Source organism: Mesorhizobium sp. P2_E9 (genome assembly GCF_056403815.1).
Genome location: NZ_JBFUET010000001.1, coordinates 133,417 through 155,991, shown reverse-complemented (window position 1 = coordinate 155,991; position 22,575 = coordinate 133,417). Strand labels below are relative to the sequence as shown.

Genomic DNA, 22,575 nt, shown 5'->3' with positions numbered 1-22,575 from the left:
TTGCGGCGGAATCCGGCAAATGGGCATGACGGTTGTGCAACGCGATCGTGGTTAGCGATCGGTGAACGTCGCGAGCCATTGGAAGCGGAGCCAGCTGTTTTTTCACAGGCGGTTTCGCACGACCAGCGTGACGACGAAGAAGGCGCCAAGCGAGCTGGTGATGATGCCGATCGGCAGTTCCTGCGGCGGCAGCAAGGTCCGCGCCAAGAGATCGCTTGCCAGCAGGAGCACCGCTCCGAACAGCGCACAGCTTGCGATCAGGCGCAGATGCAAGGGCCCCGCCAGCGGCCGCGACAGATGCGGGATCATCAATCCGACAAAGCCGATAACGCCGGCGACCGAAACGAGGATTGCCGTCGAGAAGGCGGCGACGAGAAACGTCGTCCTGCGCATCCGCGCAACTGGCACACCAAGGCTTTCGGCGGCACTTTCACCGGCCAGGAAGGCGTCGAGCCTGCGGTGGTTCCACAGCCCGTAGGCCGCGATCGTGCCGGCTCCCAACGCGCCCAGCCAGACATTATCCCAACGCGCCAGCCCGAGCCCGCCCATCGTCCAGAACAGCACGGAGTGGGCCGCGCGCTGGTCTCCGGCAAACACCAGATAATTGGTCAATGCCGTGAACAGGAAGGAAACGGCAAGCCCGGCAAGGATCAGCCGTTCCGGCCCTTGCCCCCTCACCCGCGCGACCAGCAGCAGGACAATGCAGGCGGCCAGTATGCCGCCGGTGAAGGCCGCAACCGGCAAGGTCCATATACCAAAGCTGTCGCCAAAGACGGTAATGACGGAAACCGCACCCGCGGCGGCTCCCGACGACAGGCCGAACAGGAAGGGATCTGCAAGATCGTTGCGGGTCACTGTCTGCAGCAGTGCGCCTGTTATGCCGAGGCCGCCGCCGACACACACCGCCAGGATCGTGCGCGGCAGCCTGAGATCAACGACGATCTTGCCGACCGGACCCGACACCTGGTGCTCATTCAACCCGACGGCATGGCCAAGGGCGGCAATGACGTCGGTCAGTGGGATCAGTGTCGAACCATAGGCGATCGACAGCAGCACAAGAGCGGCGACCGCCACCGCGCCCGCCGCCATGGCCAGCGCGAATGCCTTGTGCCCTGAAAGCGCGCCGGATTCATGCCCGGGGGCAAATAGCATCAGAACGCTTCCGGATGCATCGCCTTGGCGATCTTGGCGATCGCCTCGATGTTTGCCGGTCCGGGCGTCAATTCGGCATAGCGAAGGGCCACGAAGCGCTCGTTCTTGACCGCGTCGGTTTCCTTCATGGCCGGATGCGCTTTAAGGAAATCGAGCAATTTCTTGTAGCCGCCGCCATCCTGGTAATCGAGCAGGATGAGGAATTGCGGATTGCGCGACGCTACCGTTTCCCAGTCGGTATTGCCCCAGCTGGTGTCCATGTCGGCCATGATGTTGTCACCGCCAGCGGCGGTGATCATGGCGCTGGGAATAGCAAATTTTCCGGCGGTGAACGGCTTGTCCTCGCCTGAGTCATAGAGGAACACCCGCGTCCCCTTGGCGCTGCCGACTTTGGCGGTGATGTCAGCCAGTTGCGCCTTCCAGCCGGCAACAAGCTTCTCCGCTTCGGCGTCCTTGCCAAAAATCTTGCCCAGCTTTTCGACGTCGCCATAGAGCAGGTCCATCGAAGCGGCGGGCCGGTTCTTGTCGAGATGGACGCAGCTTTCGGTCAGCACCAGCGTCTTGATGCCGTGCGGGGCGAGCGTGTCGGGCGTCACGTCGCCGCCCGGCTTCATACCATAATACCAGCCGGCGAAGAAGAAATCGGGCTCGACCGCGACAAGGTTTTCGAGCGTCGGGTATTTTGGCGCCAGTTCGGGAACAGAACCCTGCTCGGCCTTGAATTCGGGGCCGACCTTGTACCATCCGGTGATGCCGGTCAGGCCGACGATCGACGGCTGCAGCTTCAGCGCGAAGGCCATCTCGGCCATGTTGAGATCGTGGATGACGGCGCGCTTGGGCGGTGCGTCGAAGGTCAGCGGCTTGCCGCAGCTATCTACCGTGACCGGGAAGGCGAAGGTTGTCGAGGCCAGCAGCGACAGGACGAGCGACAAAGCGAGACGTTTCACGGATTTTGCTCCTTGGTTGAACAGTGGCGGATCAGGGATGGTTTTGATCAGGATGGCGGCGCGGCGCGGTTCGGAACATCGAACACCGTCAGTTCGCGGTCCTCGGTGGGATGGCGCAGGCGAAACACGTCGACGCCGAAAATCTCGCGGATCAGCTGTTGCGTCAGCGCTTCGCGCGGTGCCGCCAGCGCATGCAGCCGGGCTTCGTGCATCACCGCGACCCTGGTGGCGAAGGGCGCCACCAACGCCAGATCGTGCAGCACGGCAATTACCGTCATGCCGAAGCCGGCCACAAGTTCGAGAAGCTCACCGCGGGCGCGCGGGTCGAGATGGTTGGTCGGCTCATCGAGGAACAGCACTTTCGGTTGCTGTGCGATGGCGCGCGCCAGCTGGGCGCGTTGGCGTTCCCCGCCCGACAGCGAGCCGATGCTGCGGCCAAGCAGCGGCAACAAGCCGGTCCGGCGCAGCGCGTCCACGACAATGTCGCGTTCCTCGCTCCTGCGCCTCAGGCCGGCATGCGGGACGCGGCCGAGTTCGACATAGTCGATCACCGCCAGCCGCGGATCCGGCTGGTCGGTCTGGCCGACGACGGCGATGTGCAATGCCCGTTCGGCCGTCGAGATCCTGTCCAGGCGGCGCCCGCCAAGCTTCACCTCGCCGGAACTTGGCCTGAGCATGCCGGACAGCATGCGCAGCAGCGTCGTCTTGCCGGCGCCGTTGGGGCCGATGATGGCGAGGCGATCGCCAGCGGCAACCGACAGGCTGACCGCATCGACCAGAGCCCGGCCATTTGCCGTGGCGCTGAGGTCGCGCGCTTCGAGGAGCGGCGTTGTCATCGGCCGTCCCCCGGAGGCTTGCCCAGTGCCGGGATGCGGGCCAGCGTCTTGCCGGCCAGTCGCGGTGGACGTTGTCCGGAATTGCACCAGCCGTCGGCGAGCGAGGCGTAAAGCCTGGCAAATCGCACGAGATCGCCGGCGTCGGCCTCGGCGTTGATAGAGCCGAAGAGATAAGCGGCCTTGCCCGGCGCCTGGACGGCCACCGTCAACGGCCGCGCGCAGCCCGCCATGCATTCAACGCCTTCGACCGTGAAGCCGTGCGCCACGGCCGGTTCATTGTGGGCGGAGAGCCGGGAACGCAAATCGTTGCACAAGGCTTCGCCCGACCTGACCCCGGTCGGGACGTCACGGCAAAGCGTGCACACGATGATGCGATGATCGTTGGCGCCGTCCAACTTTCCGTCACTTTCCAAAACTGGCGACGGAAGGATGTTGGCGAGCCGGCCGACAAGACCGACGTCCACGTTTCCTCCCGGCACACCCCGTCCGGTCAACTCAGTGATGGCAGGTCTCCTGGCTCGCGGGTCTCGGCGCAATCCTGCCTTCCCAGCCTTGCCGGCCAGTGGCATGTCGGATCTTGCTCACCGCTTACAGTTGCGGGGGCAGCCACGGTCTCGATCCCTCGCGGATCTCACCGTGTTCCCTTTCACCCCTTGCCTTTCGGCGCGGGGACCATCACCGGGCCATGGTAGTTTTGCCCCGGGCGCATCGCAACGATTCTTTTCGACCGGACCTGTCACCATCTCGGCACCGGCCTGCGACCTCATCAGATAGGGGCGTGCAATATCTCCGTCTGTAATGTAATAACAGAACTGATACGAGATATCCTCCGCCGCTGTCAATCCCTTGCCACCGCGAGCTGCCGGTGAGGGTTGCCAACGCAGACGGGGCGGAGTTCGCGTGAACCCCGCCCCGGATCGGATAGTCTGCAGGCAGACGTGCTTACTTACCTGACAGCTGCTTGGCGTTCTCGGGCGTGATCGCTGTCGTCTCGACAGTGACCGTCGTATCCACCGAAGTGGCGCAATCGAGCAAGATCTTCTTCGACATCTCGATCGCTTCCTTCGCACCCGTCGGGTAGGTGAAGGTCGCCGCCCAGTCACCCTTGGCGACGGCTTCGATGCCGCCTGCCGGGCCTGGCAAGCCATCAGTACCGATGATCTTGACGTCCTTGCCGGCACCCTTGGCGGCGAGCAGCGCGCCGGCCGCCATCATGTCGTTCGAGGCGTAGAGCACCTTGATGTCGGGATGCGCCTGCAACATGGCCGAGAAAGCGGTCTGGGCTTTATCCGGCACCCAGTCGGCAGCCTGCTCGGCAACGACCTGGATCTTGGCATTCTCCTTGACGCCGTCCTTGAAGCCATTCAGCCGCTCGACGGCCGGCGTGGAGCTTGGCAGTCCTTCGAGCACCGCTGCTTCGCCGCCCTCCGGCAGCAAGGTCTTGGCGGTGTATTTGCCCGCTTCGAGCGCGATCTTATAGTTGTCGCCGCCGATAAAGGCGGTGTAGTCCTTGCCGGGGTCGCCGACCGTCTTGCGGTCAAGTTCAATGACCGGAATTCCGGCATCCATGGCGCGCTTCACCGCCGGCGTCAGCGGTGCCGCCTCGAAGGGCGAGATCAGCAAGAGATCGACCTTCTGGGTGATGAAGTTGTCGACCTGCGAGGTCTGCGTGTTGACGTTGCCGGCGCCGTCGGCGATCTGCAGCGTGAAGCCCGGCACTTCCTTGGCCGCCGCCGTCAGCTCGTCATTGACATGCTGTCGGTAGGGCTCGGCATTGTTCGCCTGCGAAAAGCCGATGATGAACTGGCCGTCCTTGGCACAGGCCTTGACCAGCGGGTCGGCGGCCTGAGCGGCTCCGGCAATGCACAGGCCGGCGCCTGCCAGAAGGGCGACCTGAAGGGCGCGCCTTGTTCCTTGTCTTGTGGTTTTCATACTTACTCTCCTCCTCGTCGGGCCCGGGGCCAGACCTTGGTTTGACTGCCTTCCAAATGCTGCCGTCTTCCTCCTAACGACCCAAACCCTCGCGGCGGCGAACGAGGGATTGAATGACTGCCGCCAGCACGATGATCGCGGCGGTCGCGAGCAGTTGTATGGCGGGTGTGATGTTGTTGAGCTGAAGGATGTTGGCCAGCGCGCCGAGCATGATGGTGCCGGCCACGGTGCCGACCATCGAGCCGGCGCCGCCGAACAAGCTGGTGCCGCCGATGACCACGGCGGCGATCGCGGTGAGCTCATAGCCCATGCCGTCATTGGCGCTGCCGAAATTGAACTGGCCGGCATGAACGATACCGGCAAGAGCGGCGGCAAAGCCGGTGATGGCATAGACCGAGATCTTGACCATCGACACCGGCACGCCGGAAATGCGCGCCGCGCGCTCATTGCCGCCGACGGCAAAGACATAGCGGCCGAAGCGCGTGGTGTTGAGCACGATCGTGGCGATCGCGGCGAAGACGATGAAGACGATGGTGGCGACCGGCACGGTGTTGTGGAACAGCCGCTCGCCGAGGATCGCAAAAACCGGCGGTGCCAGGCCCGGCCCGTCGCCATAGGAAATGTTGATGTACTGATTGCCCGACACGACAAGCGCCAGGCCGCGTGCCGCCTGCAAGCCGGCGAGCGTGACGATGAACGGCTCCAGTCGGAACCGGGTGGAGATGGTGCCCTGGATCGCACCGAAGACGATGCCCATGATGAGCACGGCGAGGATGGTGGGGACCAGCCCGAAGCCGCCAGAGATCATCATCGATGCGGTGACGACACTGGACAGCCCAAGCACCGCGCCAACCGAAAGGTCGATGCCGGCAGTGATAATGACGAAGGTCATGCCGATGGCGATGATGCCGGTCTCCGACACCGCGCGCACGATGTTGGCGATGTTGTCGGGGTCGAGGAACAGGATCGCTCCATGACGGCGCGGCGAGAAGATGACACCGCCGATCGCCACCAGCACCAAGCCGATCAGGCTTTGGAAGCGCACGATCAGCGCCAGCGGATCGCGATGCGCCGGTGCCGCGGCCACCGGGCCGCCTGCTTCCGAAATCTTCTGTTCAGACATCAGGCCTCCCTGCCATTTGCCGCGGCAAGCACCGTGTGCTCGTCTACGCCGCCGATGAATTCCGCCACATTGCGCCCCTGGCGCAGCACCACGATGCGATCACAGAGCCCTATCAGTTCCGGCATCTCGCTGGAGGCGACCAGGATGCCCAACCCCTGTGTGGCGAGCGCCCGCAACCGCGCATAGATCTCGCCCTTGGCGCCGACATCGACGCCACGTGTCGGCTCGTCGAGCAGCAGCAGGCGGGGATTGCCGAGGATCTCCTTGGCCAGCACCACCTTCTGCTGGTTGCCGCCCGAAAGCGCGCCTACCGCGATGTCCGGATTCTTCGGCCTGATGTCGAACTGGCCGAAGGATTGCTTCACCGCATCCGCCTGGCGGCGCGGCGACATCAGCCCTGCCGGCGAGATGCGGCGGATAACCGACATGACGAGGTTGAGGCCAACCGCCATTCTGAGCATCAGGCCACTGCCGCGCCGGTCGTCCGTGACGAACGCGATGCCGGCCGCGCGGGCCGCCCTGATCGAATCCAGCCTTACCGGTCGGCCATCGATGGCGACCTCGCCTTCCCAACGGCCGGACAGGCCGGTGCCGTAGAGCGCGCTGAGCAGTTCGGTACGCCCTGCCCCCATGATGCCGGCCAGCCCGACGATCTCGCCCGCCTTGACGTCGAGCGAGATACCGGCCGGCGGCTGCCATCCGGCACTTTCATGGGCGAGCTTGAAGCTCGCATCGCGCAGGCTGAGCAGCGTTTTGCCCGCCGTCCTCGACCGTTCGGGATAAAGTTCGTCCAGCGGCCGCCCAACCAGGAGCCGGACCAGCTCGGCCTGCGGCGCGTGTGGCTCGGTGACGCCGGCGACGCGGCCGTCGCGCATCACCGTCACCCGGTCGGCGATCTGCGGCACCTCTTCCAGGCGATGCGAGATGTAGACGATGCCGACGCCGCTGGCGGCGAGCTTGCGCATGATGTCGAACAGCCTGTCGACCTCACCCACCGTGAGAGCCGCCGTCGGCTCGTCCATGATCAGCACGCGCGAGGCATAGGACAGCGCCTTGACGATCGCCACGACCTGGCGCTGGCCGATCGACAGGTTCGCCACCATGCTGGCCGGATCGATAGCCAATTCGATGGCTTCGAGCCGCTTGCGGGCCTCAGCGCGCATAGCCGGCACATCGAGGAAACCGCCCGGCCGCATCAGTTCGTGGCCGAGGAACAGGTTGGCGGCGACGTCGAGCGTCGGCACCAGGTCGAGTTCCTGGAAAATGGTGGCGATACCGGCCGCTTGCGCCTCACGCGGGTTGTTGAAGGTGACCGGCTTGCCGTCGATGTGGATGGTGCCCTCATCTGGCGTGTAGACGCCCGACAACAGGTTCATCAGCGTGGATTTGCCGGCGCCGTTCTCGCCGAGCAGCGCATGGATCTCACCGGACTTGAGGTCAAAGTCGACGCCACGCAGCGCCTGGACGCCGCCGAAGCGTTTGACCGCGCCGGTGACGGAAAGCAGCGGCGCGCTCATACTAACCTCATGGGGGCCGGCCTCGCACAGGACTGTCGTACTTGCAGCGCTGCCTGGAGCCGCACCGCCTGCGGCTCCAGGCCGGTGGATGCGATGCGGGCGCAGAGCAAGGCCGCCGCCTGACGTCCGATCTCGGTGCAGGGCTGCGCGACCAGCGTCAGCCGCGGCTCGAAGCAATCGGCCCATTCGAAGTCGTCGAAGCCGGCAAGCGAGAGGTCCCCCGGTATTGAAAGGCCCCGTTCTCGGATTGCCCGCACCGCTCCGATCGTCGTCATGTTGTTGCCCGTGACCAATGCGGTGGGCGGCGACGGCAGGGACAGGATCGCATGCGTCGATGCTGTCGCGCTTGCCGTATCGACATTATCCGGCGAGACATAGCGCGGCAGGCACTCAAGTCCATTGGCGGCGAGCGAGGCGCGAAAAGCCTCGATGCGTTCACGCGTCGTCGCCAGGCCCGGCTGGCCGGCGATATAGCCGATGCGCTTGTGGCCGAAGGATGCGACGTGGTCGATCAGCGCCCGCATCGACGACTGGTTCTCGACGCCGATCTGGTCGAAGCGTTCGTCGGCGAAACGGTCGATCAGTACGCAAGGCAGCTTCTTCTCGGCCAGGTAATCGATGGCGCGCTGCGGCGCGCCCGACGGCGCCAGGATGACGCCGTCGACGCGACGCTGGTGGAAGGCACGCACCACCGAAAGCTCGCGGTCGGGGTCTTCCTGCGTATCGGACAGGAACACCATGAGGCCGAGGCGCGCGCATTCGGCCTCCACCGCGCAGATGATGTCGGTGAAATAGGGGTTGGAAATCGCCGAGATCGCCAGGCCGACGCTGTTGGTCGAGGCGACTTTCAGCGACCGCGCCAACTCGTTGGGCTGATAGCCCATCGCGGCGATCGCGTCATTGATGAGCCGCGCCTTCTCCGGCGAGACAAAACGGGTGCGGTTGATGACATGCGAGACGGTCGAAACCGACACGCCGGCGCGGCGCGCGACCTCAGCCATTGTCGGCATGGCAACTCAAATGGAGTGCTGGCAAGCGCTCCTCCCTGATGATGCGTTCCACTCCGCTCTCGTTGATCTGGGCGGATTTTGGCAAACCATAATGTCATCGAAACGTTTGCGCAATCGCTTCGATGCGGTTTTTACCGAGATCGGCTGTCGTGGTGCCATCGAGATTGCGCGATCTGGTCTTAAGCGGAAAATAGAGCGTGCCGGCAAGGTTGACCTGCCGATACTCGTGAGAACACATTGGGACATCGTTCGAGATTGCAGAAGCATCTGGGTTCCCGCTTCACGAAGAAAGGCGCGCTTGAAATGGCTGGTATTTTCTATTTCCGGAGCCCGGCGGGTCGTTGAAGCGTCGGACGAGCGAGGGGCTGGTTTTCCGCATCAGGCGTTGGATCGACGCAAGGTCGTCCTTGGCCGGCATTCCCAGCCTGAGATTTCACGAAACCGGGCAAACCTATCCCCGTGCCAAGCTCGGTGCGACGCTCGCCAGCGGAGACGCAGATGGGAGTCTGCAGGAAGCCGGCGCGTTCTCTGGCGCGACGGGTCCGCACATCGGAGGTACCCGGCATGATGCGTGGTGACCCAGCCGAATGAACGAGCGGACGGTAGCAATCTGCATGCTCGCGATCGGCAAACCAGGCTATGCGCTGGCGGCGCGCGAAGCCATTACGTCCTTTCTCCGGAACACGGATTTCGAAATCTATATAGTCACGGATCGGTTCTCCGCCCCAATGCTGCCGGCCTCGCCGCGCATCCATCTCAACTTGCTCGACGCCGCACGGCAGGAACACCGGGCAGATGGGTTTCTGGCCAAGTTCGACGCACTGGCCTGGTGTCTCGGCCAGGCCAGTGCCGAGATCATTCTTCAGGTCGATGCCGATACCATCCTGTTGCGCCCCCTTGTGGCGGCAGAGGTGTTGACGGCGCTGGGCGAACAGCGGATGGCAATGGTTGAACAGACCGGGATCGCCGGTTCGGGCATGACGCTGGGGGACTTCCAGGAACATTACAGCAAGCGCTCGCTAGCGTTCATCGACGAGTCAGCGGCGGCGCCACCCGCGATATCGTTTCGCTACTTCAACAGTGGCGTGGTGCTGGCTTTCAGGGACGAACTGCAGCTTTTGCTGGAGTGGGTAGCCGCCCGACGGTTGCTTCTGCCTGCCGATCACTCGGTTGGCGCGCACATGATCGCCGACCAGGACTATTTCCAGGTGTGGGCAAACACAGTGGTGCCGGATCGCTGCGCCTCCCTCTCCTGGCAATGGAACCATTGCAGCCACTGGGATACGGGCTTTCCCCGACCGGATGCGCTGATCGCCCACTTCAGCAACTTCTGCAATGGCCCCGAATTCGAAACCGTGCTCGCGATGCATAACCTTCTTGCCGACGGTTCCGCCGGCCCCTTGCTAGACAGCACAGCGCCAGGACAGCCTGCCGACCTTGCGTTCATCATCATCACGCACAACTCGTCCAAGATAATCGGCTACTGCCTCGACGCCCTGCCGGACCAGCATGAGATCATTGTCGTCGACAATGCCTCAACCGACGAGACACTCGATCACGTGACGCATGAGGGCGTGACCATCATCCGGAACAAAAGCAATGAGGGGTTCGCCGCCGCCGCCAACCGAGGCGCCGCCGCCGCTAACGCCAAATATCTATGCTTCCTCAACCCGGACTGCGTCATGACATCGGCCGCGGTCGAGACGGCGCTCTCGATGCTTTGCCGAAAACCCGATGCGATGTTCGTTCCCGACTATGTCGACTGGCATGGCGGAGTCACAGCCGGTCGCCAGCCCGGCTATTCCCGGCTCAAGCTGACAGCCGACCTTCTTCACAATAACGGCATGGCGAAATGGGCTCGGCGCCTGAGATGTCTCCCATTCTATCACAACCATAAATGGAGCTGGCCGCTCGCGGCCGCTCTTTTCGTTCGACGAGAGACTTTTCGTGCTATCGGCGGTTTCGATGAGAGATACTTTTGCTACATGGAAGATGTCGCGGTCGGATTTGAAATGGCACGGCGTGGGCTCGAAATCGTCGAACTGGAACATGTGCTGCCGCATCTCGGTCGGTACGGCGCGCATATCCCGACCTCCGTCAGGATCTCGTTGATCGACAATGCGCGGCTCAAGTTCGCGCGGCTGCATTATGGCCGTGCCTTTGAGGCTACGCTTCGCGGTCTGCGATGGATTCTCCATCGCCGCCTCGGTATCAGGGACGCGTTGCGCCGCAAACGGCGGCGTGCGCTGGAAAGCCGATGAACTACTATGTTCTGCCCGGGGTCGGTATATATGGCGGCATCAAGGTTGGCTTCCAGTTCGCGCAGTTGCTGACGGACGCCGGCGTGCCGATGGCGGTCGCGACCCCTGGCAACCTTGCGCCTTCATGGTTCCGATGCAGTCAGCCTGTGGTGGACAGGCAGCAGGTCGTCGCGAATGCCGGGAAGAGTGATACGCTCATCTTCTCATTGCCGCACGACTATCCCGAATTGAAGGCAACTGGGGCGCGGCTGATCTTCCACTGCCAAGGTACCGATCCCCTCATCAACCCGATTCTGCACGACAGGGATGTCACCGTGCTGACGTGTTGGGAACAAGCGACGAATTATGCACTGTTCGTCGCCCGGCGCGATTCGATCGATGTCGGCATATCGATCTCCGACGTTTTCTTCCATGACGGGTCTCCCAAGGACGAGCGGTGCGCGGCCTTCATGCCGCGCAGGGGCGCCGCTATAGCCCAATCGGCGATGAAGCATGTGCGCTCCCTCTGCTTCCTGCCGATTGACGGCGATAGTGAAGATATCTGCGCGAACAGTCTTAAGCGCTCCGGGTTCTTCCTGGGCACGGCAGTCTCTGAAGGCTTCGGACTGCCGGCGCTCGAGGCGATGGCGGCAGGCTGCGTTGTAGTATCGGTTCCAGTCGTCGGCGGGATGGAGTATCTCAGACATGGGCACACTGCGTGCATCGCCGAGCCGATGGAACTGCCAGCCGCGCTTGCCGAAATCAGCAAGCAAGGCGCAAGCTCGCGGCGTGCTGCCCTGCGCGACGGCGGCGCGGCGATGGCATCCCGTTACCGCATCGCGGTTCAGAGAAAGAAACTGCGATCTGCCATGGAGGCGGGGTTGAAGGACGCCTTGTCATGGAGCTAAGCGTCATCGTTCCATCATGGGGTCTGACGGCGCTGCTGCGAAGTTGCTTGCTGCAGCTTGAGCATGCCTTGGCGAGGACACAGCTTGGCAAGACCTGTGTCGTCGTCGTCGACAATGGCTCCGCCATACCCTACCTCGCCGATGATCTAGCGCCGCCGCACGTGCGGATCGTCAGGCTGGACCTGAGGCATTCCTTCTCGGCAGCCTGCAATCGCGGCGCCCGCGAGATTGAAGCCACACGGTACCTCTTCCTCAACAATGACGTGCTTCTGCATCCGGACGCTCTGGTGGAGATGCTTGAGATCTTCCGTGACCACAAGGTTGGCATATGCGGCACCAGGCTAGTCTTGCCCGACGACACGATCCAGCATTGTGGCGTGCGGTTTGACGCCGGAGAACGTGGCCCCTATCACCAAGATCATGGCAGGCGAAGCGCGATCGTCAACCGGGCGACGACTTTCCCGCAGGCCGTTACGGCGGCGGCCCTGATGACCGACCATGCGGCCTTCAACGCCTTGAACGGTTTCGACGAGACATTCCCTTTCGGCTATGAGGATGTCGATCTCTGTCTTCGGGCACGGCAGTTGGGAATCCGAATCGCATGTGGCCAGCGCAGGGATTCACTGCATCTGGAATCGACATCGGACCGGCGGCCCGACCGCCACAAGGCCTCGCGCAACCTGTTCTTCGAGCGCTGGCGCGGGCGCTACACCATAGACGGAGACGAGACCGGGTGACGCAGGCAAACGAGATATCGCTGATCGTCCATACGCGGGATTCGGCACGGACCTTGCCCCGGCTGCTGGCGACCACCGCCTGGGCAGCGGAGCGCATCATCGTCGACATGCAAAGCGGCGATACGACCGTCGAGATCGCACGTTCCGCCGGCTGCCGGGTACTGAGTTGTGCCATCGTCGATGCCGTCGACGCAATCCGCAACCAATACCTGCCGCAGGCGCAAAACGAATGGGTGCTTGTGCTGGATTCCGACGAGTATCTCGCTGACGACGCATATGAGGCGCTGCGAGGCCTTGTGCGCGACCATGGCGAAAGCACCGACGCCTTTGCGTTGCCGAGGTTCAACTCCGTCGCCGGCCATGTCATGCGCGGTTCCGGCTTTTACCCGGATCACCAGATACGGTTTTTCCGCAAGGGGACCGTCGCCTGGCAACCAGGCCATCATCGCGTGCCGCAGGTTCTGACCGGTGCCAAGCGCCTTCGTCGGCTGGATGCGCCGAACTGCCTCCACATCCACCACGAGAACTACGTCGACATCGCCTCGTTCATTGCCCGGCAGGCGCGCTATGCGCTGAGCGATTCCTACGATCCCAATCCCGACAATTTCGATTTCGGCACCTATGTCGCCGAGGCCTATGCCGAGTTCGAACGGCGCCATGAGCCTGCCGAGGATGGTGAACTTTCCACCGCAGTGGCAACCGTGCTTGCCTGGGACCGGATCATGCGCGGGCTGATCCACTGGGAACGGCTGGGGCGCCAACAGCCACTCAACCCGGCCTTCTCCCTGCCGATCGTGCCAATTGCGCACAGGCACAAGCCATCACTGTTCGGATTGCGCCATCTGCCGCGCGAGATCGGGCGCTGGCTTCGCCGGTTCTTCCAGCGTCGGCGGCGCTAGTCGGCATCACTTTGCGCGCTGCGCAATTTCGATCAAACTGGCCGCGTGCGGAGGCGGCAGTATGATCCGGCCGATGCGCGAAGGAGCCCCATGAACCCGACCGAGAAGGCGCTGTGGTTTGTCGAGAGCCATCTGCCGGAGGCTGTTACACTCGACGACGTCGCGCAAAGCAGCGGCGTGTCGCGCTTTCATGTGACGCGCGCCTTCGGCGCCGCCACCGGCCGCTCTGTCATGGGCTACATGCGCGCACGTCGGCTGACCGAAGCAGCGCGCAAGTTGGCTGGCGGGGCGCCCGACATCCTCTCGGTGGCGCTCGACGCCGGCTACAACTCGCATGAGGCTTTCACCCGAGCCTTCCGCGACCAGTTCGGCACCACGCCGGAACTGGTGCGCGCGCAAGGCTCGACCAAGACCCTCGACCTCGTGGAGCCGATCCTGATGGACCAATCCCTTCTCGCCAACCTCGAACCGCCACGCTTCGAGACCAGCCGGTCGTTCCTGATCGCGGGCCTCGGCGAACGCTACAGCTGCGAAACCAGCGCCGCCATTCCAATGCAATGGCAACGCTTCGGCCCTTACATCGGCAACATCCCAGGCGAGACCGGCGACGTTGCCTATGGCGTCTGCGTCAATGGCGACGATGCCGGCAATTTCGATTACATCGCCGGTGTCGAGGTTTTGGACTTTTCCGACCTTCCCAGGGAATTCAGCCGCGTGCGCATACCCGCTCAGAAATATGCGGTGTTTTCGCATCGCGAGCACATCTCGACCATCCGCCGCACCGTCAACACGATCTGGAACAAATGGCTGCCGGCCTCCGGGCACGAAATAGCGGACGCGCCCGAATTCGAACGCTATGGCCCGGAGTTCGATCCGCGCAGCGGCAATGGCGGGCTGGAGATCTGGATACCGGTGAAGTCATAAGTACCGAGCAGGCCGTACCTTGACATGAGACCAAGGCACGGCTCCTGGCGCTCCGCCTACTCCACGGTGAGAGCGACCTCATAGAGGCCGGGATGGGCCTGACCCAGGGCCTGGTTGCGATCGAGAAACCTGCCATTCCGCAAATGCTCGAAGACCCGCCGCATGGCCGCCTGATCCTGCGCCTGGGCGTAATTGACGACACGCGTGCCGTCGAGACTTCGATGTAGACTGGCAGACATCCAGCCGGGAACGCTGCGGCAACTCATTGCCGCCTCCCGTAGCAGGTCGATCAACGCCTGCTGTCCGCCTTCGGGCACGGTGAAAACGTTGATCTGGGTGATGATGCCGGTGTCGGCGCGAATGATGGGCATTCTGCTTCTCCTTCGTTGGTGCCTGGCAAGCGAAGGAACGCCGATCCGCGGAAACCCCGAACGCCAAGCCGGGCGTAAAAGCACGCCGTGGGCTTGCCGTGGGTTCCCATATGAGATGGGAACGGAGCTTCCAGCTGGTGGAAGGGAGCGGGCTTACCGTTTGCCGCTCCAGGGTCCTTTTCGACCCGCGTTTCATAGCATCGGCGCAAGCCGCCAACAACCGCGCATCATGGCAGCGGATGCCGGGAAGGTTTCCCTACAGCTCGAGATCCCAGTTCTGGCCAACCAGATCCTTGCCGAAGGAATGGTGCGGCTCTTCCTCGATCAGTTTGAAGCCGGCGGCCTGGTAGATGTGCCGGGCGGCGGCCAGGATGTCGTTGGTCCACAAGGTCACCGTCTTGTAGCCCCTGGCGCGGGCAAAGCCGATGCATTCCTCGACCAGCCGCTTGCCAATGCCGAGGCCGCGCGCCGACGGTTCGACATAAAGCAGGCGCAGCTTCGCCACCTCGGGCGATTTGCGCACGACGAAGACCGAGCCGACGATCTCGCCATCGCGCTCGGCGATCCAGCTGCGCTCCCATTTCGGGTCGAAGGATTTTACGAAGGCAGCGAGGATTTCGGCGACCAGCGCCTCATAGGTTTCGTCCCAGCCATAGTCCTGCGCGTAGAGCATCCCTTGCCGGCGCGTGATCCAGCCAATGTCGCCGACCTGCAGCGGCCGCAACAGATAGGGGATTTTTGGCTCGGCGGTTTCGTCCAGCAGCGCCTGGACCGTGCGCATGGATTTCACCAGCCGGTCCTGCTCCGACGCGGGCAACCGGTCGAGTAGCGCCGCGACCTGGTCGTGCGAATCCTTGTTCAGCGGCGCGAAGGCATTCCTGCCCGCCTGGGTCAGCGCAATCGACGATTGCCTGGCGTCCGAAACCAGCGTCGATCTGGAGATGAGATGAAGGCGTTCGAACTTCTTCAGCAAACGACTGACATAACCGGCATCGAGGCCGAGATCGCGTCCAAGGTCGGTCGCGGTCAGACCGTCGCGATGCGCCAGTTCGTACAGCACGCGCGCCTCGGTCAGCGAGAAGGCACTCTTCAGCAGCCCTTCGTCGAGCAGCCCGATCTGGCGGGTGTAGAAGCGGTTGAACGCCCTGACCGCATCGATCAGCTGCTTGTTGGGCGCATCGTTGCTGGGCTGATGGTGGGTCGTCATGGGTATCTCCTGTTCGCACAGGATCAACCATTTACTTGACGCAGTCAACCATGTGACTGATCACATCATCGGCAACACCGGCCAGCGATCGACGATCCTGCCACCGGAAAACACCGCGATCGGCCCAAACTGCTGCAGCACGGCCTCGCTCTGCGTCGGCCGCAGGAAGGCGTAGTCGCCGGGCCTGGCGAGGGAATCGGCGGGCAGACCCATGAATTGCTGGTTGGAAGACAGGCCGAGCAGGCCGTTCGTCCTCATGCCCTCGGGAAAGACCGGTTCGGCCATCCATTTGCCGCCATAGAGATAGCAGCCCTTGCGCGGAAACCGGCCGAGCGCCTGCAGCAGGCGGGAAACGGCCGGCGGACCCGGCAGCATCGGTTCGACCACCTTCAGGATCGGCGTCGCGATGAAGGCCGCCGCCTGGAAACCTTCGAGACCAGTCGTGTCGAAATCGCTGGGCAGCACGAAGGCCGAACCCATCGACACTTCATTGGCAATGCCGCCATGATGAAGCAGCGCAGTCTTGCTGCCACCGATGTTGAGGATGCGGCGCTGGTCCGCACCAAGGCACGCAACGAAAGCGGCGGCCCGTTCCGAGGCCTGTGCCAACGCCTTGGCCGGGCCGCCGAACAGGCCGGGAATGTGCGGTGCGTGCGCCTCATAGGCCATGACGCCTTCGCAGCGCAGCCCTTTCTGGGCCGGCAGCATCTTCAACGCCTGCGACAAGGCCTCCGGTTCGGCGAACCCGCCGCGATGCAGACCGACATCGATTTCCAAGGCGATGCGCAGGTCGATGCCGAGTTCGGCTGCGAGAGCGCCATATTCCGCCAGCCTCTGCTGGGTATCGATCAGCCAGCAGACACGCGACCAGCCGGCGGCACCCTTCGCCATCGCCGCCCTTGCCGCGCTGACCGGCATCGGTTTGCCGTAGAGGAGATCCGCGTCCGGAAACGCTTTCAACACCGCCTCGCTGATCGGCGGATGGAAGGTCATGAAGCGATCGGTGCCGAGCGCCTTGCCGATATGCGAAAGCAGCGGCAGGCAAGCGAGCGACTTGTCGACCAGCCGCACGGCAAGGCCGGGATCAAGCCTCGCTTTGACCAGCGCAATGTTGCTGTCCAGCCGATCGCGATCAAGCAGCAGGCAGGGCTGGAAGATGCCGGCTTGCTTCAGCACCTGCGAAAGCGTGGCAAAGTAGGCGCTCATGGCTCGATGCCGAACAGGCCGGCCATATAGGGCGAGACGAAGCGGTTTTGCGGATCGATGTCGCGGCGCACCGCCATGGCATCGTCCCAGCGCGGGTATAGCTTCTTGAAGTCCGCCGCCTTCAGGCTGTGCATCTTGCCCCAATGCGGCCTGCCGCCATATCTGCGGAAAATCGGCTCGGCCGCCTGCATGAAGGGCAACGGATCGCTCGCCGCGTCATGGTGGATGGCGATTGAGCAGGTCGGCCTGTTGTAGAAGGGCGACAGCCAGAACTGGTCGGGCGCGACGCTGCGCACCTCCATCGGGAAATAGACTTCAGGAAAGCGCTTTTCGGTCAGCTCGATGATTTTGGCCAGCGCCTTCGGTCCTTCCTCGAACGGAAGGTGATATTCCATCTCGTTGAATTTGGTCTGCCGGTCGCTGGCATAGACGTTGAGCCAATCCTGCACATAATCCTCGGCCGGCACTTTCGCGACAGCGCCGAGGATCAGGCGGCGGCGCAGCGACGGTAGCCAGGCGAGCCCGGTGCGCAACCGGCGCAGCGTGCGCAAGGAGCCCTCATCATCCTCGGTCGGGCGCGCGGTGGTCGCCTCGGTGCTGAAGTCACTGGCGATGAACTGCGCATAGCCGGAAAACGGAATGTAGTAGAATTCGGCCGAGCGGTGCGCGGTCATCATCTTCTCGAAATCGCGCAGCATGTCGGCGATCGGCAGCACCCATTTGCGGCGGCGCAGCCGGTAGGTCGGGATGTTGTTCAGCGTCACTTCGCTCAAGACGCCGAAGGCACCGAGCGCGACGCCGATGGCGTGGATCGTGTCCTGATCCCCTGCCCTGGTGAAGTCGCGGACCTTGCCAAGCCCATCGACGATCTGCACCGTCTCCAATTGCGTGTGATAGGCGCCGAGCGTCGGTCCCGAGCCATGAGTGGCGGTTCCCAGCGCGCCGCCAATCGCCTGGCGGTCGATGTCGCCCATATTGGGCAGGCCCTGGCCGATACCTTGCAGGATATGCATCAGCGAACCGAGCCGCGTCCCTGCCCGCACGCGCGCCTGATGCTTTTCAGCGTCATGCGAGACCAGCCCTTCCAGCTTGTCCAGAGACAGGATCGTGCCCTCGGATTTCACCAGTGGCGTGAAGGAATGACCAGCGCCGACGACGCGGATTGGGCCTGGTGCCGTTCGCACGAGATCGCCGAGTTCGCCGGCATCGGCGGGGCTGGCGATCAGCCGCGGTTCGGCAGTGACGAAACCCGACCAGTTGCTCCAGATGTTCGACATGGCGCTCACGCAACAACCCGGCGACGCCGCGCCACGAAGACAAACACGCCGAGGAGCGCCACGCTGACCAGGGCACTGCCGGCGGCGAATTCCGGAACCGGGCGAAAATCCTTGCCGTCGATGAGCACGGACGCTGCGACAGGCCCGATCGCCAGGCCGAAGAGCTGCGCGGCCGGCACCAGCAGCACGGCCGTACGTGTCTCATCCGCCGTGATCGCCAGCCGGATCTGGTAGGGCACGATGAACAGCAGGATAAAACCCATGACTAGGGCAGCGACCCAGAATGTGGTGAGGCCAGGTCCGCTGGCGAGAACCAGCGAACACAAAAGCGCCACCACACCGATCACCATAATGGCAATGCGATAATCGATACGCGCCTCGAACACGGTCGCCGTCATCGCGCCCAGCACCTGCACCGCGAGGCTGGCTGAGACGATCAGGCCGACGGTGCGGCCATCGATGCCGAATTGGGCGCCAAGCGGCTCCAGGAACGCCCAGACCGAGCCGAAAAACATGAAGTAGCAGAAGACGCACAATAGCGCTGTCATCGAAGGAACCGTCAGCACATTGGCCAGGTTCTCGTCCTTGGGAAGGTCGGCATAGTCGCCAGGGACGGTGAAGGCTACTGCCAGCGACGCCACGCAGACGACAGCGAGAACGATGAAGCCCCCAGCCGATCCGGCGGCCGGGATGACATAGAGCGCCAGCAGCAGGGCAAGCGCACATTGCGCCAGCGTCTGCATGGTGACGAAAAAGCCGCCGATGCGTTCGGCACGCCGCGAACGGGCGATCAGTTCGGTGGCGACCGCGACCAGGCCGCCTTCGGCAAGACCGGCCAGGGCGCGTGCCGCCATCAACGTATTGGCGCCGGCGGCATAGGCTGTCCAGACATTCGCCAGCGCCAGCAGGAGCAGCAAGATCGCACTTTTCCAGCGCATGTTGTGGGCGGAGAGCAGCATTGCAACGATCGCCGAGCCGATCGCAATGGCGATCATCTCGGCGGTGGCGACCAGCGCCAGTTCGTCGCCGCTGACATGACCCTCGGTGTAGAGGGCGCCGAGCAGGACGGGCTGCAGGCCGAGAATGAGCAGGCCGACCGAGCCGATCCACAGGGCGGAGGCAAGCTGTCCGCCGGTCGGATTGCCGACCAGCCAATCGCCGCTTCCGGTATGCGCGTCACCAGATGCCAAAGCCGCCTCCCAACGTCCCTTGCCGGATCGCAAAAAAGCTGACAACCTGTCAGCATTTCAGAAACTGATACTTGATCATATTTCTTGTCAACCAGAATTTGCCAATGCGTGCGAAAGACCGGTGCATGACGGAAGCAAGGCGAACAGGGACCGAACCGAGGCGCAAACCCAAGCAGGAGCGCAGCCGCGAGCGCATCGACGCCATCCTGTCGACGACCATGCGGTTGATCGGCGAGAAGGGCATCGACGCCGTCACCATGAAGGAGGTCGGCATGCTGGCGGGCGGGCCGATCGCCACCGTCTACCACTACTTCCCCAACAAGTCGGCGATCCTGGCGATGCTCTACGAGCGGTTCTCGGAGGTCAGCCGCGCGCGATTGGCTGATATCATCGCCGATGTCCGCGAAGCCAAGGACGTCATCGCCGCCGCCGATCGACTGCTTGACGACTACCTCAGCCGTGTCGCCGGCGATCCGGCCATCCAGGATCTGCAGAACGCCATCCAGGCCGACAAGGCGCTGAAGAATCTCGACATCGCCGAAACACGACATCAGGCCAGGATGTTCTGCGACCATGTCATCGCTTTGCTCGAGCCTCAGAAACACGAGCAGTTCGAGCGCATGGTTCTGTTGATCTTCCAGCTCGCCGGCGGTGTGGTGCGTCTGGCGCTTGCGGAGGGCGAAGCGGAAAGCCGCCGGACCATCGAGGATTACCGGTCGATCATCCACACTCAGTTGCGGCTATTTCTTTAGACCGGCGCAATGACGGATCAGTCCGTTGTGGCCTATCTCGCTTGGCGGATAAGGGCTTCGAAGCCGTCAGCCAGATCGGCAGCGCCGGCCGCGAACATTTTCACGAGGTTCTGGGGACGGCCGGGAGTCTTGTTGGCATCGAGCAGGATGGCCCTGCCCTCATGCATGACGAAATCGAATTTCCCGTAGTCAAAGCCGAGTTCACGCCGCCGATCGCGCATCTCGTCGGGAACCGGGACGGGCTCACGCCGGATCGTTTCCGATGCCTTGACGAGGCCGTTTGGCGAGACATAGCGGGTGCAGCGCTCACGCTCTCCGCAAAACACCCAGAAACGCGCGGCAAAACCATCGGGTTCTCGTTCCGGAATGAATTTTTCGACGACGAGGTCATCGCTCTCGAAGATACCCTCCGGAACCTCGCCGAGAGATCCATAGACCTGATAGGGCTGCAGGGTCGGCAGATGCGGAAAAGGCGGCGGCTTCCCCGCGCGTTTCGATCTCCGGTTGAGCAGCGTCTCTGGAATGCCCAGATTGTTGAGGTCACTCTTGACGATGACCGGGCCTTGCCAGGCGTTGCGTTCTGTTATCAGAGCCCCGCTGATCCGCCTTTTGGAGATATCGGACGCCCCGACATTGAGGCAGAACGGAAACCGCTTGGCATAGGCGACATGATCTGCCGGTGTCAGTGTCGCATCGACATGCAGAACCGCGATATCTGCGTCTTGTGTCTTTGACGGGCCTTGCTGAATGCGGACCGAATGGCCACGCCTTTTCAGATCCTGCAGCACATCGAAAAGCAAATAGGGGCTGCCCCTGCGCAACAGGAGGTTGCGCTTGCCGAGGAAGCGGTCGTGCTCATGCGTTATGACGACTATGCGCGACACGGCTTTCCCCTTGGCTTCAATGCCCGCTTCTATTAAGCGGCTCTAATCGATCGATGCCAGACTTTCCTGGCTCCAACGGGTTTGAATGACAAATCATTGGGACAATTATCATCGGCACTGGAAGCTGCTGGACGCCCCGCTGCGGCCAACCGCGGAAACTGTCGGCATATTCGATCGCGAACTTGATCTCAGGGATGCCGATGTCCTTCTGCTAGGCGTGACCCCCGAACTGGCAATCCTGGGCAGATCGATGTTGGCGATCGATCAATCGGCAACCATGATTTCCGGGGTTTGGGCCGGCGACAACGCCTCGCGAAGGGCGATGGCCGGAAACTGGCTCAGCCTTCCCCTGGAGCGGGCAAGTTTCGACGCCGTCATCGGCGACGGCTGCCTGTCGGCGGTCGATTCCAAAGCCGCACGCCATGCTCTGTTCGCCGAAATCGCGAGGGTGCTGAAGCCCGGCAAGCGTGCGGCGATCCGCGTTTTTGCACGGCCGGAAACGGCAGAGAACCTGCGCGGCATCGAGGCGCTGGTCCTGGCCGGCGGGGTCGAGAATTTCCACGCGCTCAAATGGCGAATCGCGATGGCGTGCACGAGCGACGACTGCGATTTCGCAATCAAGGTGCGAACGATCCGCGACACCTTCGACAGCCTGTTCCCCGACCGCGAAGCCCTTGCCGCACGGACGGGATGGAGCGTGACGTCGATCAACACGATCGATGTTTATGCCGGCTCAGACACTAGCTACAGCTTCGCGACGCTGGCCATGCTGGTCGACGAGGCGAACACCTGGTTCAGCGACGTACGCGTCGTGCCGAGCGGCTCTTACCCGCTGGCGGAACGGTGCCCGCTTCTGGTGCTTGGATCGCCCAATGCTCGATTTGAAACCCGGGAGATCGGCTTGCGTCTCGGGCACTGACTGCCGATCAACAGGACAGCATTCGGGCAGCGTTCGGGCGGCAGCCCTTATTTTGCGCAACCGCGCGGCGGCACGAGAAAAATTTCCTGCGATTGCCCCTTCCCGCGCGCCTTGACTCTCGCAGGTCGGCGGCCTATTTCAGCGCCACGTTAGCACTCGCCCTTGGTGAGTGCTAACCACATGTCCGGCTTCGCCGGATTGAGGAACTGTTTCTCACCGTTCTCATCGAGGAAGAAAAAATGGCAAAGTCGAAGTTCCGCCCGCTTCATGACCGCGTGGTCGTTCGCCGGGTCGAATCCGAATCCAAGACCGCCGGCGGGATCATCATCCCGGATACGGCAAAGGAAAAGCCGCAGGAAGGCGAGATCATCGCCGTCGGCTCCGGCGCTCGTGACGAAGCTGGCAAGCTGGTCCCGCTGGACGTCAAGGCTGGCGACCGCATCCTGTTCGGCAAGTGGTCGGGCACCGAAGTCAAGCTCAATGGCGAAGACCTTCTGATCATGAAGGAATCCGACATCATGGGCATCATCGGCTGATTATCGGC

Annotated in this window: 22 protein-coding genes and 1 riboswitch; of the genes, 8 read left to right on the top strand and 14 right to left on the bottom strand. The window is 63.0% G+C overall.

Going from position 1 to position 22,575, the window contains the following annotated elements; genetic code table 11:
* Window positions 1–102: 102 nt before the first annotated feature.
* The 8 genes from AC1D05_RS00850 to AC1D05_RS00815 form a co-directional block, all read right to left on the bottom strand.
* Window positions 103–1,152, bottom strand: a complete 1,050-nt coding sequence (locus tag AC1D05_RS00850) for a FecCD family ABC transporter permease (protein ID WP_477437348.1) — start codon at window positions 1,150–1,152, stop codon at window positions 103–105.
* Entirely contained in the window at window positions 1,152–2,099 is a 948-nt protein-coding gene (locus AC1D05_RS00845) for an ABC transporter substrate-binding protein (protein ID WP_477437346.1), read from the bottom strand. Before AC1D05_RS00845 ends, AC1D05_RS00850 begins: the two co-directional genes overlap by 1 nt.
* Before the next feature lie 47 nt (window positions 2,100–2,146).
* Entirely contained in the window at window positions 2,147–2,935 is a 789-nt protein-coding gene (locus tag AC1D05_RS00840; protein ID WP_477437344.1) for an ABC transporter ATP-binding protein, read from the bottom strand.
* Window positions 2,932–3,330 carry a DUF1636 family protein gene (locus AC1D05_RS00835; RefSeq protein WP_477437342.1) on the bottom strand — a complete coding sequence of 133 codons (399 nt, stop codon included), beginning with the start codon at window positions 3,328–3,330 and terminating at the stop codon, window positions 2,932–2,934. Before AC1D05_RS00835 ends, AC1D05_RS00840 begins: the two co-directional genes overlap by 4 nt.
* A 91-nt stretch (window positions 3,331–3,421) precedes the next feature.
* Window positions 3,422–3,627: riboswitch (cobalamin riboswitch) on the bottom strand.
* 250 nt (window positions 3,628–3,877) lie between these two features.
* Entirely contained in the window at window positions 3,878–4,867 is a 990-nt protein-coding gene (locus tag AC1D05_RS00830; protein WP_477437340.1) for a substrate-binding domain-containing protein, read from the bottom strand.
* 73 nt (window positions 4,868–4,940) lie between these two features.
* A complete protein-coding gene (locus AC1D05_RS00825) occupies window positions 4,941–5,990 on the bottom strand; it encodes an ABC transporter permease (protein WP_477437338.1) in 1,050 nt (349 codons plus the stop codon).
* Window positions 5,990–7,507, bottom strand: coding sequence for a sugar ABC transporter ATP-binding protein (locus tag AC1D05_RS00820; RefSeq protein ID WP_477437337.1), 1,518 nt, complete (start codon window positions 7,505–7,507; stop codon window positions 5,990–5,992). The genes AC1D05_RS00825 and AC1D05_RS00820 overlap by 1 nt, the downstream gene beginning before the upstream one ends.
* The gene (locus tag AC1D05_RS00815) at window positions 7,504–8,517 is read right to left on the bottom strand and encodes a LacI family DNA-binding transcriptional regulator (RefSeq protein WP_477437336.1); all 1,014 of its coding nucleotides are present in this window, start codon (window positions 8,515–8,517) and stop codon (window positions 7,504–7,506) included. Before AC1D05_RS00815 ends, AC1D05_RS00820 begins: the two co-directional genes overlap by 4 nt.
* Before the next feature lie 587 nt (window positions 8,518–9,104).
* Between AC1D05_RS00815 and AC1D05_RS00810 the strand changes: the two genes are divergently transcribed.
* From AC1D05_RS00810 to AC1D05_RS00790, 5 genes are all read left to right on the top strand, one after another.
* Entirely contained in the window at window positions 9,105–10,778 is a 1,674-nt protein-coding gene (locus AC1D05_RS00810; protein ID WP_477437334.1) for a glycosyltransferase, read from the top strand.
* The gene (locus AC1D05_RS00805; protein ID WP_477437332.1) at window positions 10,775–11,665 is read left to right on the top strand and encodes a glycosyltransferase; all 891 of its coding nucleotides are present in this window, start codon (window positions 10,775–10,777) and stop codon (window positions 11,663–11,665) included. The genes AC1D05_RS00810 and AC1D05_RS00805 overlap by 4 nt, the downstream gene beginning before the upstream one ends.
* Entirely contained in the window at window positions 11,656–12,402 is a 747-nt protein-coding gene (locus AC1D05_RS00800) for a glycosyltransferase family 2 protein (RefSeq protein WP_477437330.1), read from the top strand. Before AC1D05_RS00805 ends, AC1D05_RS00800 begins: the two co-directional genes overlap by 10 nt.
* On the top strand, window positions 12,399–13,301 hold the full coding sequence (locus AC1D05_RS00795; protein ID WP_477437328.1) for a glycosyltransferase family 2 protein: 903 nt from the start codon (window positions 12,399–12,401) through the stop codon (window positions 13,299–13,301). Before AC1D05_RS00800 ends, AC1D05_RS00795 begins: the two co-directional genes overlap by 4 nt.
* Before the next feature lie 90 nt (window positions 13,302–13,391).
* The gene (locus tag AC1D05_RS00790; RefSeq protein ID WP_477437326.1) at window positions 13,392–14,225 is read left to right on the top strand and encodes a GyrI-like domain-containing protein; all 834 of its coding nucleotides are present in this window, start codon (window positions 13,392–13,394) and stop codon (window positions 14,223–14,225) included.
* Between the two features lie 56 nt (window positions 14,226–14,281).
* On the opposite strand, the gene AC1D05_RS00785 is transcribed toward AC1D05_RS00790, so the two are convergent.
* From AC1D05_RS00785 to AC1D05_RS00765, 5 genes are all read right to left on the bottom strand, one after another.
* On the bottom strand, window positions 14,282–14,596 hold the full coding sequence (locus tag AC1D05_RS00785) for an antibiotic biosynthesis monooxygenase family protein (RefSeq protein ID WP_477437324.1): 315 nt from the start codon (window positions 14,594–14,596) through the stop codon (window positions 14,282–14,284).
* Between the two features lie 256 nt (window positions 14,597–14,852).
* Window positions 14,853–15,803 (bottom strand): bifunctional helix-turn-helix transcriptional regulator/GNAT family N-acetyltransferase, encoded by a 951-nt coding sequence (locus tag AC1D05_RS00780; protein WP_477437322.1) that lies wholly within the window; start codon window positions 15,801–15,803, stop codon window positions 14,853–14,855.
* 60 nt (window positions 15,804–15,863) lie between these two features.
* On the bottom strand, window positions 15,864–17,009 hold the full coding sequence (locus AC1D05_RS00775) for a DSD1 family PLP-dependent enzyme (RefSeq protein WP_477437320.1): 1,146 nt from the start codon (window positions 17,007–17,009) through the stop codon (window positions 15,864–15,866).
* Window positions 17,006–18,286, bottom strand: coding sequence for a D-arabinono-1,4-lactone oxidase (locus AC1D05_RS00770; protein ID WP_477437319.1), 1,281 nt, complete (start codon window positions 18,284–18,286; stop codon window positions 17,006–17,008). The genes AC1D05_RS00775 and AC1D05_RS00770 overlap by 4 nt, the downstream gene beginning before the upstream one ends.
* Window positions 18,287–18,291: 5 nt before the next feature.
* Window positions 18,292–19,476 (bottom strand): MFS transporter, encoded by a 1,185-nt coding sequence (locus tag AC1D05_RS00765; protein WP_477437317.1) that lies wholly within the window; start codon window positions 19,474–19,476, stop codon window positions 18,292–18,294.
* A gap of 125 nt (window positions 19,477–19,601) precedes the next feature.
* Between AC1D05_RS00765 and AC1D05_RS00760 the strand changes: the two genes are divergently transcribed.
* Entirely contained in the window at window positions 19,602–20,228 is a 627-nt protein-coding gene (locus tag AC1D05_RS00760; protein ID WP_477437315.1) for a TetR/AcrR family transcriptional regulator, read from the top strand.
* 32 nt (window positions 20,229–20,260) lie between these two features.
* On the opposite strand, the gene AC1D05_RS00755 is transcribed toward AC1D05_RS00760, so the two are convergent.
* Window positions 20,261–21,112 carry a hypothetical protein gene (locus AC1D05_RS00755; protein ID WP_477437313.1) on the bottom strand — a complete coding sequence of 284 codons (852 nt, stop codon included), beginning with the start codon at window positions 21,110–21,112 and terminating at the stop codon, window positions 20,261–20,263.
* A gap of 85 nt (window positions 21,113–21,197) precedes the next feature.
* Here AC1D05_RS00755 and AC1D05_RS00750 point away from each other — a divergent pair, with 85 nt between their 5' ends.
* Complete coding sequence (locus AC1D05_RS00750; protein ID WP_477437311.1) at window positions 21,198–22,031, top strand: class I SAM-dependent methyltransferase; 834 nt, start codon at window positions 21,198–21,200, stop codon at window positions 22,029–22,031.
* A gap of 239 nt (window positions 22,032–22,270) precedes the next feature.
* Window positions 22,271–22,567: a co-chaperone GroES gene (gene groES / locus AC1D05_RS00745; protein WP_006203049.1), complete on the top strand. Its 297-nt coding sequence runs from the start codon at window positions 22,271–22,273 to the stop codon at window positions 22,565–22,567.
* Window positions 22,568–22,575 lie beyond the last annotated feature (8 nt).